The following is a 12,508-nucleotide window of genomic DNA, read 5'->3' as shown; positions in this document are numbered from 1 at the left end:
AAGCGCGAGGTTCAAGCCCGGCGAGAGGGTTACCGGGTCGCGCAGAAACCGAAGCTCGTGCTTTCGCCCGGCTCCAGCTCGTCGTTCCAGTCCAAGCCCGTGAAGGTGCTCTGGTTTCCGGAATGGGTGGAGTTGGCGCTCCAGGCGTGCGTGAAGGTGCCCTCGATGGTCAGGGTCACGGTCCAGACGAGCGGGGCCGTACCGCTGTTGGTCACCTTGACGTTGTGGCAGTAGCCGGTTCCCCAGTCATCCTGGACGGAGATGGAGATCTGCGCGTTGCTGGAGGTCGGTGGGGGAGTCCCCGTCCCGCCGCCCGTGTTGCCACCTCCCGTATTACCGCCGCCCGTGTTGCCGCCCGTTCCCGGACCCGGGTCGACCGTGCCGCTCGTGTCTCCCAGGCGCTGGGTGAAGCGCGGAAGCTGGGTCAGGGAGATGACCAGCTCGGGAATGCTCAGCCCCTGCTGACGGAAGGTGTCCGTCAGCTGGCGGCTCACGCACGCCTCGTCATCCCCGGAGACGCCGTAGCCGAAGCGCAGCCACTGCTTCGAGAAACAGGCGTGCACGTCCGGGCTCTGCGCCAGTTTTTGCTGGAGTTCGTCCACACCGTTGAAGGTGCCATTGGTGGCGGACGAGGACAGCACCTCGCCGCTCGCATCCACCGGGTTGCCGTTCTGCTCGGGCTGGAAGCGGCCTACGCTGTCAAACTGCTCGAAGCCGAAGCCGATGGGGTCCATCAGCTTGTGGCAGGACGCACAGGCCGGGTTGCTCGAGTGCTCCTGGAAGCGTCCCCGGTTGGGCAGTTGCTCATCCACGGGAGACAGCTGCACGTTGAGGCCCGGCGGAGGAGGCGGGAGGGGTTGGCACAGCATCCGTTCACGAATGAGCTTGCCGCGGCGCACGGGAGAGGACGTCTGCGGCGTGGACTGGGCGGCCAGGATGCTTCCCTGGGTGAGGATGCCGCCGCGCCCCGAGCCCGTCAGCTCCCACATCCGCAGGCCGCTGCTGGCCGCTGCCGTGGAGGAAGACACCGGTCCGGAAGGCAGACGGTAGAACATCGCCAGCCCGTCCGAGGCGAACGTGTAGTCCGCGGAGAAGAGTTCTTGGAGCTGCCCGCTGCTGTTGCGGACGATGTAGTCGAAGAACTCCGTCGTTTCGGCCTTCATCGCCGCGCGGATGGTGGGGCTGAAGTCCGAGAAGGCAATGGCGTCCTTCTGGGCCTGGTTGAGCTTCTCCAGGTCCAGCCACTGGCTCACGAAATGCTCGAGCATGGGGCGGCTTCGGGGGGCCGCCAGCATGCGGCGCGCCTCGACGGAGATCTGCTCGGGCAAGTGCAGGGCGCCCGCACTCGCCTTGGCGAAGAGCGTCTCATCCGGCATCGAGCCCCAGAAGAGATAGGACAGCTCCGAGGCGATCTCGTAGTCCGTCAGCGCGTACCGCCCGTCACCCAGATGCTGTCCCAGCTCCGTGCGGTAGAGGAAGTTCGGGGACTGAAGCATGGCGGTGATGATCGCCTTGATGCCTCCGGTGTACCCATCCTCCAGCGCCACGCTCGTGTAGAGGGATTGATAGCGGGTCCGCTCCGCGTCCGTGAGCGGCCGGCGGAAGGCGCGCAGGCCGAAGTCCTGGATGAACTGCTGCGCGCACGCATCTCCCGGCGCGCAGGACACGTGCCGCGACAGGTTCGCCATGGCCGCTTCGGCCGCCTGCTCTGCGGCGCTGAGCAGCTTGTCGGTCAACAACTGACCCACCGCCCGCGCGTCCGCGTTGTTGTCGAAGCCGTTCACCACCTCTTCCGCGGGCAGGGACTGTCCCCAGCTGGAGTCCAGGTAGAGCAGGTCGCGCAGGGTGTTGTCGTACTCGAAGCGGGTGAGCATGCGGATGCGCCGCTTCGCGCTGGGGTCGAGCGCGTTCGGCTGGCAGGCCACCACGGGGGAGGCCTCACAGGCCCCCTCGACACCGTTGATGCGATCCGTGAAGCGCTGGAAGTCCACGTAGCGCGTGCTGCCCTGGGCCACGAGCGTGCCACCCCCATGTCCCTGCGGGTGCATGCCCGAGGGCTTGAGCAGGAGCAGGGGCACGCCGTCGACCTTCTCGCGCGCCATCGCCCGCACCGTCATGAAGTTGCTCTCCACCGCGCCCGGTTCGGAGGGGGGGAGCAGCACCATGCGTGTTCCGGCCGCGAGCCCGTCGGACTTATGGCAGGCGATGCATTGCGTCGACATCACCGGCTCCCACATCCGGGAGCGGAAGAACTCCAGATCATCAGGGCAGCCGCCCGTATCGGACTTGCTGCAGGCGGAAAGAAGGACCGCGGAGAAGAAGAGGGCGCCAAGGGCAGTGAGGTGCCGGGAGTTGAGCACGGGTCTGCCTCCTAATCGCGAGGGATGACTGTGAAGGGGGAGGGCGGTCAGACGAGCCCGGCGAGCGGACCGGTGGCCTTGGTGGCATCACCGAAGGTGTCGATGGTGACGCCCAGGGCGTGGCAGACCGAGGTGAGCAGCTTCTGGTGCGGGGCTCCGTTGAAGCGCAGGTAGCGCCCGAAGCGCAGGTAGCTGCTCGCGCCTCCAGCGAGGACGAAGGGGACGGAGCGGCAGGTGTGCAGGCGGCTGTCGCCGAGCTCCTTGGCCCATACCACCAGGGTGGAGTCGAGCATCGTGCCGCCCCCTTCCAGGTCAGGGCGGGCCTTGAGGGCGTCGAGCAGGTAGGCGAACTGCTCGGCGAACCATCGCTCGCATTTGACGAAATCCGCGAGCCCCGTGGTGTTGGAGTCGTCCTTGTGAGACAGCTCGTGGTGGGACTCGGCCTCGCCCTCCCAGGTGAAGACCTGGGGCGCGACGGTATGGGCCCACTGGAGGGAGGCCACGCGCGTCATGCCGCAGGTGAGCGCGCTCACCATCAGGTCCGTCTGGGCGCGGCCCACGTTGGGGAAGTTGGCGTTCGCGAAGACTTCCATGGCGGCGGGCGCCGTGGCGGAGGGGCACCCTGGGAGCGCCACGGGCTCGGTCAGCCCCTTCTCCGTCTGGCGGAGCGCCTCGAGGTGCTGCTCGAGCTTGCGTTTCTCCTCCGCGCCCACCCGCTGGGACAGGTCGTTCATCTCGCCCCGCACCAGGTCCAGCACGCTCTTGCGCCGCCGCAGTAGCTTGTCGGCGCTGGCCGTGTCACCCCCGAGCGCGCCGAAGAGGCGCTGGAAGGCATTGCGCGGGTTGTCCTCGGGAGAGACGAAGACGCCAGGGGCCGAGTACGACATGCGCGTCGAGCGCGCGGCACCCCAGAGACTCGTCTGGACGCCGAACTCCAGCGACTGGAAGCGCGAGCCCTGGCCAATCTTGCTCGCGATGAACTGGTCGACGGACAGGCCCCCGGAGATGCTCTGCGCCGTGCCTCCGCCGGTGAGCATGTTGGCCATGCCCGCCTCGTGGTTGTCCACCTCCACGAAGTCGATGCCCTCGCAGACGAGCACGTTGGCGCGGTGCCGGTTGAGCGGCTCCAGGATGGTGCCAGCGGGGAACGTGAAGTCCGTCTCCGAGCCACTCGGCCGCCAATAGCGGTGGACCGTGCCGTTGGGCGTGAAGAAGACGATGAGCCGCTTCGCCACGGGTGTTGCCGCCTGGGCCTCCCCGCTAAGGAAGTTCAACAGCGGGGTCGCCAGCAGCGAGGCCCCCAATCCTGCTGAGAACTGCCTTCGCCCGATCCGAATCATATGTGTCGACTCCGTTCCCGTGGTTCCGACCCGGCGGCCTGCTCAGGGCAGGTTTGTGGCAATCACTGTCGGTCAAGTCAAGCCAAGACAATGCGTGTAATGACTTCCCGCAGCCAGGAAAAAGACCTGCGCCCCTCCGCTTCGAGCACAACCCAGATGCTGTTTCGCTTCGAGGGAAGGCGGGTGTAATCCCTTGTCCGACCACGCCTACTCGGCAATTCTCAATTATCCGGATGGCGAGCGGAATGTCGAGGCTTTGTGATGGGGCGGCGTGGATTCTTCACGGGAAATGATTTGCAAGACGCCGCGTACGTGGATCGTTTTCGCGCGCATGCCAAATTTCCGTTTGACTTTAACGCGGGGCCGTCGGTGGATGTGCCGTGGGCTCGGGAAGTGGGTGAAGCTTCCGTGGCTCCCGCGTGTGTGTGCTCGGGGGTGCGTTCGAGTACCCCCCCAGGGGCGGAGCCGGACCATCCAGGCGGCCGTCGGACGCGGCTTGCCCTCGCCTTGACATACGCTGACGGTGCATGATTTGCGTGGATTTCGAACCCGAAGGGGGAGTCATGCCCAGGCAGGGGTCGCGCTGCTTCCTCGTGGTGAGGGCGCAGGAGTGGATGTGCGCGCTGCCGCTCGAGGAAGTGGAGGAGACGATGAGGCCGCTGCCGGTCGCCCCGGTATCCGCGGCCCCGTCATTCGTGCGGGGAGTGTGCGTGATGCGAGGCGCACCCGCACCGGTGGTGAGCCTGGCGATGCTGCTGGGGGGAGGTCAGGCCCAGGCCAGCACCGGCCAGCGCTTCGTCTCGCTGCGCGCGCCCGAGGGGCGTCTGGCGCTCGAGGTGGAGGAGGTGCGGGGCTTGCGCTGGCTGGAGGAGGGCACCTTGGACTCCGTACCCGCCCTGCTGCGTGCCACCGCTAGCGGCCACCTTCAGCACCTGGGCTCGTTCGACGGCCGCCTGCTGGCCGTGCTGGGCGCATCCCACCTGCTGCCCGAGGAGCTCTGGCGCCGCCTGGAGAGCCCCGCCAAGGAGGGGGGCGCGTGATTGCCACGCCCCCCCGTACCCCCGTGGGCCGCTTCGCCGCGCTCGTGGAGCAGCGCCTGGGCCTGCACTACGACAAGGCCCAATGGGGTGAGCTGGAGTCCCTGCTCGCCGAGCGAGCCGCCGGGAGTGGCGTGGAGCGCTACCTGGAGCAGCTGGCCTCCACCTCCTCGCAGGCGGAGTGGAAGGCGCTCGCCGAGCGGCTCACCGTGGGAGAGACGTACTTCCTGCGCCACCCCACCCAGCTCGAGACGTTGGTGGAGCAGGTGCTGCCTTCCTTCATGCGCCAGACGCCCAACATCCGCGTGCTATGCGCGGGTTGTTCCACCGGAGAGGAGCCCTACTCCATCGCCCTCCTCGCCCGCGAGCGCGGCCGCGTGGATGTTTCCCGCCTGCGGATCCTCGGCGTCGACGTCAATCCTCGTGCCATCTCCCACGCCCGCCGGGCCTGCTACTCGCCCTGGTCGCTGCGGGCCATGCCGCTCGCCATGCGCGAGCAGTGGTTCCAGCGCACTCCCGAGGGTTTCGCCCTCCGGCCCCAGGTGAGGGACCAGGTTATTTTCGAGGAGCGCAACCTGTTGGAGGAGGCCCCCGCCTTCTGGGCCCCGGGCTCCTTCCATGCCATCCTCTGCCGCAATGTGGTGCTCTACTTCCCTCCCGAGGTGATTCGGAAGATCATCGCCCGCATGGCGCAGGCGCTGGTTCCCGGCGGCTACCTCTTCCTCGGACCGAGTGAGACGCTGCGCGGTATTTCCGAGGACTTCGAGCTGCTGCGAGGGGGGGACGCCTTCTACTACCGCCTGAGGCAACCGGCGCCCTCCGCCGCCCCGCAGCGGACACCGTCGCACCTGGAGCTGCCGGTGCTTTCGTCTCACACCCCGCCGCCGTTGCCGGACGGGCTGGAGGGGGTACTGCATCTGCTCGAGGCGGAGCGCTACACCGAGGCCTGGGGGCTCCTGGAATCGCAGACCCAGGTTTCACCCAGGGCGCTGCTCCTGCGCGCGGTGCTGCACCTGCATGCGGGACGCCTGGGACAGGCCGAGCAGTTGGGGCGGCAGCTGGCCACGGAGAGCGCCACCGAGGCTCCGGCCCACTATCTCCTGGGGTTGTGCCTGGAGCAGTTCGGGGACGAGTTCGGTGCCCGCAGTCGGTACGCCGCGGCCGTGCGCGCGGATCCCACCTTCGCCCTGGGCCAGCTGCGTGCGGGGACCCTGGCGCGCCGGGCCGGGGACGTGGTGGACGCCCGGGTGTCCTTGCGGATGGCCCTCTCGCTGCTGCCCCAGGAGAAGCCGCTGTACCTGGCGCTCTTCGGCGGGGGCTTCGGCCGCCACGGGCTGATGCAAGTGGTCTTGCAGGAGTTGCATGCCTGTACGGAGGTTTCATGAGTCTGCCTCGCACCCGGGTGACACTGCGGTTGGACGAGCTGCGTGACAGCTTCGACTCCTCCTTCTCCCGTCCGCCTCCTCCACAACGGGAGCCCGGCGAGGCCCTGCTGCGGCTGCGCGTGGGGGGCTCCTCATTGGCCGTGCGGCTGGGGAACCTCTCCGGCCTCCACCTCATGCCCCGCCTGGTGCGCCTGCCAGGGAGCCCGGCCTCGTTGCTGGGGTTGGCGGGGCTCCGAGGGCAGCTCATCGCCGTGCACGACCTGGCGGCGCTGCTGGGTCTGCAGACCGGTGAGGCTCCCCGCTGGCTCCTGCTGGCCGGCGGCACCCGGCGTGTGGGGCTGGCGGCGGCGGGATTCGAGGGGCAGCTGCGTGCCACCCAGGAGCAGATGCGGCCCGCAGGTGATGCGTCCACCCACCCCATGCTGAGCACCAGCATCCTTCTTCCGAACATCCCTCCCGTACCGGTGCTCGATGTCGACTCTCTCGTGAGAAAGTTGCTGGAGGAGGCCTCGGGCCCGCTGCAGGTGCGATGATGAAGACGCTCTCGAAATGGACCCTGGTCCAACAGTTCGCCGCCGCGGTGGCCATGGTGGTGCTGCTGATCGGTCTCTTCGTCTCCTTGGCCCTCAAGAGCACCCGGAACTTCACGGGGGCCGCCACCTCCGTGGAGCACTCCCACCGGGTCATCAACGGGTTGGAGCGCGTCCTCTCCAGCATGAAGGACGCGGAGACGGGGCACCGCGGCTACGTCCTCACCGGTGACGCGTCCTACCTTGCTCCCTATGAGGAGTCGCAGCGCGGCCTCGAGGCGGAGCTCACGCGCGTGAGCGAGCTCGTCGCCGACGACGCCGAGCAGGCGCAGCGCCTGGAGGCGTTGCGTCCCCTCCTGACGCGGAAGCTGGACAGCCTGAGTGCCAACATCGAGCTGCGTCGCACCCGGGGCTTCGATGCCGCCCTGGCTGCCCTCCGCGCGGGTGAGGGCAAGGAGTTGATGGCGGCCATCCGGAGCGCGATGGAGGAGCTGCGCCAGGCGGAGCTGAAGCGGCTCGAGTCGCGGGATGCGCAGCTCGCGCGCGACTCGGAATCCTTCGAGGGGCTCTACAAGTGGGGAGGCGTCGTGGCGACCCTCCTCGTCGTTCTGGCCGCCACCCTGGTTGGTATCGGCCTGCAGAAGAAGATTGGAGCGGCCATTTCGCTGGTGCAGGGCTCCTCGGCCGAGCTCCAGTCGGCGGCCTCTCAGCAGGCCACGGGCGCGCGCGAGCAGGCCTCGGCCACTACGGAAATTTCCACCACCGTCAAGGAGCTGCTGTCCACCTCGCGGCAGATCGCCTCGAGCGCGCAGCAGGTGGCCCGCGTGGCGGACGAGACGGCCGGTGCCGCCCGCACGGGCAACGAGACGGTGCACCAGGCCCAGGACGCCATCGATACGGTGCGCCGCCAGGTGGACTCCATCGTCAACCACATGTTGGAGCTGGGCAGGCGCTCGCAGGAGATCGGCGGCATCCTGGACATCATCAACGAGCTGGCCGAGCAGACGAACATCCTCGCCATCAACGCCACCATCGAGAGCGCCGGGGCGGGGGAGCATGGCAAGCGCTTCGCCGTGGTGGCCGAGGAGATCCGCAAGCTGGCGGACCGGGTGGGCAGTGCCACCAAGGACGTCCGCGTGCTCATCGACGAAATCCGCGCTGCCTCCAACACCACCATCATGGCCACCGAGGATGGTTCCAAGGCGGTGCAGAGTAGTGCGAAGCAGTTCTCCGATGTGGCGGGCAGCTTCCGGCGCATCGCGGAGTTGGTGCGCGCCAACCTCGATGTGGCACGGGAGATCGAGCTGAGCACCCAGCAGCAGACGACGGCGGTGGAGCAGGTGAACACCGCCATCCTCGAGGTGGCTCAGACGGCGCGTCAGTCCGAGGTCAGCTCCACGCAGACGCTGCAGACGGCCACCCGGCTCATCCAGCTCTCCAAGCAGCTCCACTCCATCATCGACTCTCGCGCCTCCGCATGAGCCTCGACAGCGATCCCTACCGCTATTTCCGTATCGAGGCCCAGGAGCTGATCGAGCAGCTCACGCAGGGCCTGCTCTCGCTGGATGATGGCGAGGGTGGTGCACAGGCCGTTCCCGAGCTCTTCCGTTACGCGCACACCCTCAAGGGGGCGGCGCGGGTGGTGGGGCAGGTGCGCATTGCGGAGATGGCACACGCGGTGGAGGATGCGCTCTCTCCCTACCGCAACAGCGGCCAGTCCCTGCCTCCCGACAGCGTGCGCGAGTTCCTGCGCCTGGTGGGGCAGATGGCGGATGCGCTGGATGGGTTGGGCGCCCCGACGCCGGCCTCCGCTCCCGAGGAGACGAGCCAGCCCCAGGAGGGGGCTCCGGCGTTGGTGCTCCCCGAGGGCCCCTCGTCCGAAGTGGTGCGTGTGGAACTGGAGCGGTTGGACACGCTGCTGGAGGGTCTGTCCGAGGCGGTGGTGCAGCTCGGCGGACTGCGCGGGGCGGTGGAGTCGCTGGCGCAGGCCCAGCACGGAGCGAGCAGCCTCATCGAGCAGCTCACCGCGCCGGTGGCCTCCAGTGGTTCTCCCGCGGAGCGCGCCCGCTGGTTGTCGCGCGTGCTGTCCGTGACGGAGAGCCTTCGTTCCTCTCTGGTGAAAGCGGGACGGCAGCTCGGCGGTGGGTTGGGGCAGGTGGAGTCGGAGCTGGCACGCCTTCGGGATGGGGCCAACACCCTGCGGCTCGTTCCCACGCAGACGCTCTTCGGGCCGTTGGAGCTGGCCGCGCGCGACGCGGCCGCCCTGCTGGGCAAGCAGGTGGAGGTGAGCGCCGAGGGCGGTGACATCCAGATTGATGGACACGTGCTGGCGGCGGTCCGCCAGTCGCTGGTGCACGTGGTGCGCAACGCCGTGGACCATGGCCTGGAGGCGCCCGACGAGCGGCGGGCGGCGGGCAAGCCGCCCACGGGCCGTTTCTCGGTGAAGGTGCAGCGGCGCGGCGGACGCGTCTCCTTCCTGTGCGAGGACGATGGGCGCGGCGTGGACCTGGGGCGGGTGCGTCAGGTCGCGGTGGAGCGCGGTGTGGTGACCGCCGCCGAGGTGGACTCCCTGGACGAGCAGGGGCTGCTGGAGTTGCTCTTCCAGTCCGGTTTCAGCACGGCCCGCGCCGTGACCGAGGTGTCTGGCCGCGGCGTGGGACTGGACGTGGTGCGGGACATGGTTCGCCGGCTCAAGGGCGAGGTGCACATCACCTCCCGGCAGGGGCTGGGGACCTGTATCACGCTGGAAGTGCCTCTCACGCTGGCTTCGCTGGAGATGCTGGGAGTGGAGGCCGGCGGACAGCGTCTGCTGGTTCCGCTCGAGGCGTTGAACGGCGCCATCCACCTGCCTGCCGAGGCCGTCACCTGGACGGGGGCTCGCGCCTGCATTTCCTACGCGGGCGAGGTGTTGCCCTTCCTCCCCCTGGTGGACGCACTGGGGAACACCAGTGGGACGCAGCGGCCGCGTGCATGGTCCGTGCTGGTGCTCGACGCGGGTACGGCGGGCCGGGCCGCGGTGGGGGTGGAGAAGTTGCTGGGCATCTCCCGCCGGGTGAGCCGGCCCCTGCCCGCCACCGTGCCGCAGTTGCCGCTGGTGGCCGGGGCCAGCTTCGACGAGCAGGGGGTGCCCCTGTTGCTGCTGGATGCGGCGGGTCTGGTGCGCCTGGTGCAGGCGGGCTCCTCGGGTGGGCCCCCCAAGGCGCGTGTCTCGCAGCGGCACCTCATCCTCGTGGTGGATGACTCCGTCACCACCCGCATGCTGGAGAAGAGCATCCTCGAGGCCGCCGGCTACCAGGTGGAACTGGCCGCCTCGGGCGAGGAGGGCCTGGAGAAGGTTCAGCGTGGCGGCCACTCCCTGCTCATCGTCGACGTGGAGATGCCGGGGATGTCGGGGTTGGACGTCACCCGCCGCATCCGCGCCATGCCCGCGCTGCAGTCCCTCCCCATCCTCATGGTGTCCTCGCTGGCCACCGAGGAGGACAAGCGGCGTGGCCGGGACGCGGGCGTGTCGGCCTACATCGTCAAGGGCGAGTTCCACCAGCACAGCTTCCTGGACACGGTGGCCCGCCTGGCGGCCTCCGGGCGGAGGCCCGCATGAGTCGCCTGCGAGTCCTCATCGTCGACGACTCGCTGACGGTGCGCCGCAGGTTGGCGGATGCCTTCGCGTTCGACACTACCTGCGAGGTGGTGGGCGAGGCCTCGGATGGTCAGCAGGCCTTCGAGCAGTGTCAGCGCCTGCGCCCGGACGTGGTGACGATGGACCTGGTGATGCCGCGGGTGGACGGGCTCCGGGCCACCGAGCTCATCATGGCCCACTGTCCCACCCCCATCGTCGTGCTCTCGGCGGCTGAGAATCGCACGGAGGGCTTGCGGACGATGGATGCGCTGGCCGCGGGGGCGGTGGACGCGGTGGACAAGCCCTCGGGCCTCCTGGACGCGAAGTGGATGGAGACGCTGGTGTCGCGGGTGCGGGTGGCGGCGAGGGTGCGGGTCATCACCCACGTCCGGGCCCGGCTGCGGCAGGAGGAGGTCCAGGTCCACGTGCCGCCGCGGGTGTCGGCGCCCAGCGTGCCCCCCCGGTTGCTGGTGATGGGCGCTTCCACGGGTGGGCCGGCGGCCGTCCGCCACATCCTCCGCTCGCTGCCCCCGGATTTCCCATTACCGGTGCTATTGGTACTGCACATCACCGAACACTTCGACACCGCCATGGCCGAGTGGTTGGAAACGCAGAGCGGCCTGACTGTGCGCAACGCGGTGGACGGAGAGTTGCTACCGTTGCCGGGCCGGTTGAATGTGCGGATGGCGCCGGGTAACCGGCATCTGGTGGTGCGGGCCGGGAGGTTGCGGTTGGTGGACGGGCCGGAGCGGCACTCGTGCCGGCCCTCGGTGGACGAGCTTTTCGAGTCCGTGGCCCGGGAACTGGGGGCGGCCTCCATCGGCTGCCTGCTGACGGGCATGGGACGGGACGGGGCGGAGGGGTTGGCGGCGCTGAGACGCGCGGGCGCCGCGACGGTGGTGGAGGATGAATCGACCTGCGTGGTATTCGGCATGCCCCGGGAGGCCATCCGGCTGGGGGCTGCACAGCACGTGGTGGGGCTGACGAACATCCCCCCCCTGCTGACGGCTCTCGCGCGAGCGGGCGCCAGGGAAGGAACGGCATGAAGGCACGTGTGCTCATCGTGGACGACAGCGCGACGGTCCGGGCGGACATGCGCGGGGTGTTGAGCGCCGCGGGTTTTGGCACCACGCTGTGCGAGAGCCTCGCAGTCGCCCGCAAGGCGCTGAGCGAGAGTGAGTTCGACCTGGTCATCCTGGACATGCTGCTCCCGGATGGCGAGGGCGTGGAGTTGCTGGAGGAGCTGCGCCGGGTGCCCCGCACCGCGCACCTGCCGGTGCTGATGCTGTCCACCGAGGCGGCGGTCATGCAGCGGCTCAAGGGCCTGTCCCATGGCGCCAACGACTATGTGGGCAAGCCCTACGATTCGGCGTACGTGGTGCGGCGTGCCCACGAGCTGACGCAGGTGCCCGAGGCGGATGGTACGCCCCGGTTGGTGTCGGCTGGCAGGCGCCGGCGGGTGATGGTGGTGGACGGCCGCATCGACTTCCGCCACCGCGCCGCGGACGCGCTGCGCAAGGACGGCCATGACGTCATCATCGCCGAGTCCGGTGAGGACGCCATGCGGCTGCTGGAGGCCCAGCCGGTGGACTGCATCCTGTTGGACCTGGAGATGCCGGGATTGGATGGGCCGGAGTGGGTGCGCGCCGTGAGGTCCCTGCCGGCGACGGCCCAGGTGGCCGTGGTGGGGCTGACGGCCGGCTTCGACGCGAAGCTCATCTCCGAGGCGCTGGCGGTGAAGGTGGATGCCTTCTGCTCCAAGACGGAGGACATCGAGGTGCTGCGCGCGCAGGTGCGCACCGAGCTGCGGCGCCGGGCGGAGTCCGAGCAGTCCGCTCCGGGCACGCCGGCCGCGCCCCATCTGCCCCACGCCGCGGCCCCGGCCGCCCCGGTAGCACATGCACATGCCACCCCGGTGGCGCACGCGCCGCACGCGGCTCCCGCCACTCCCGCGCCGTCCGTCGGCTCGCCCCATGGTTCCCTCTTCGATGCCCTGGTGGCGCGCTGCGGTCTGTCTCCTGTCATCGCCCCCTCCACCATGGCTCGTGCGTGCCGCAAGGCCGGGGTGGAGCCGCAGTTGCTCACCCCCGCGTCCCTGGCGAGGGCGCTGCCGAGCATCCGCGACATGCTGCACATCTTCCTTGACGCCCAGGAGGCGGAGCGGCGCATCCAGTCCATCCAGGCTCTGGCGGAGCCCTCTGGCGCACACTCCCTGGGGAAGTCCCGCGGCACCTGAGTCG

Annotated in this window: 9 protein-coding genes; 7 read left to right on the top strand and 2 right to left on the bottom strand. The window is 69.2% G+C overall.

Features of this window, described 5'->3' with window-relative positions; genetic code table 11:
• Positions 1 to 29: 29 nt before the first annotated feature.
• Both DAT35_RS28865 and DAT35_RS28860 read right to left on the bottom strand, forming a co-directional pair.
• Complete coding sequence (locus DAT35_RS28865) at positions 30 to 2,360, bottom strand: DUF1592 domain-containing protein (protein ID WP_108070891.1); 2,331 nt, start codon at positions 2,358 to 2,360, stop codon at positions 30 to 32.
• A 47-nt stretch (positions 2,361 to 2,407) separates the two neighbouring features.
• Positions 2,408 to 3,700 carry a DUF1552 domain-containing protein gene (locus tag DAT35_RS28860; RefSeq protein ID WP_108070889.1) on the bottom strand — a complete coding sequence of 431 codons (1,293 nt, stop codon included), beginning with the start codon at positions 3,698 to 3,700 and terminating at the stop codon, positions 2,408 to 2,410.
• Between the two features lie 563 nt (positions 3,701 to 4,263).
• Here DAT35_RS28860 and DAT35_RS28855 point away from each other — a divergent pair.
• The 7 genes from DAT35_RS28855 to DAT35_RS28825 are packed head-to-tail and all read left to right on the top strand — an operon-like array spanning position 4,264 to position 12,504.
• The gene (locus DAT35_RS28855; protein WP_108070887.1) at positions 4,264 to 4,740 is read left to right on the top strand and encodes a chemotaxis protein CheW; all 477 of its coding nucleotides are present in this window, start codon (positions 4,264 to 4,266) and stop codon (positions 4,738 to 4,740) included.
• Positions 4,737 to 6,122 (top strand): CheR family methyltransferase, encoded by a 1,386-nt coding sequence (locus tag DAT35_RS28850; RefSeq protein ID WP_233261766.1) that lies wholly within the window; start codon positions 4,737 to 4,739, stop codon positions 6,120 to 6,122. Before DAT35_RS28855 ends, DAT35_RS28850 begins: the two co-directional genes overlap by 4 nt.
• Entirely contained in the window at positions 6,119 to 6,655 is a 537-nt protein-coding gene (locus DAT35_RS28845) for a chemotaxis protein CheW (RefSeq protein WP_108070885.1), read from the top strand. The genes DAT35_RS28850 and DAT35_RS28845 overlap by 4 nt, the downstream gene beginning before the upstream one ends.
• On the top strand, positions 6,652 to 8,133 hold the full coding sequence (locus tag DAT35_RS28840; RefSeq protein ID WP_233261765.1) for a CHASE3 domain-containing protein: 1,482 nt from the start codon (positions 6,652 to 6,654) through the stop codon (positions 8,131 to 8,133). The genes DAT35_RS28845 and DAT35_RS28840 overlap by 4 nt, the downstream gene beginning before the upstream one ends.
• Positions 8,130 to 10,250, top strand: a complete 2,121-nt coding sequence (locus DAT35_RS28835) for a response regulator (RefSeq protein WP_108070883.1) — start codon at positions 8,130 to 8,132, stop codon at positions 10,248 to 10,250. Before DAT35_RS28840 ends, DAT35_RS28835 begins: the two co-directional genes overlap by 4 nt.
• Entirely contained in the window at positions 10,247 to 11,314 is a 1,068-nt protein-coding gene (gene cheB / locus DAT35_RS28830; protein WP_108070882.1) for a chemotaxis-specific protein-glutamate methyltransferase CheB, read from the top strand. Before DAT35_RS28835 ends, cheB begins: the two co-directional genes overlap by 4 nt.
• On the top strand, positions 11,311 to 12,504 hold the full coding sequence (locus tag DAT35_RS28825) for a PleD family two-component system response regulator (protein WP_108070880.1): 1,194 nt from the start codon (positions 11,311 to 11,313) through the stop codon (positions 12,502 to 12,504). Before cheB ends, DAT35_RS28825 begins: the two co-directional genes overlap by 4 nt.
• Positions 12,505 to 12,508: the final 4 nt, after the last annotated feature.

The sequence above is a fragment of the Vitiosangium sp. GDMCC 1.1324 genome, from assembly GCF_003044305.1.
Taxonomy (GTDB): domain Bacteria; phylum Myxococcota; class Myxococcia; order Myxococcales; family Myxococcaceae; genus Archangium.
This window is presented reverse-complemented; position numbering and strand designations above follow the sequence as displayed.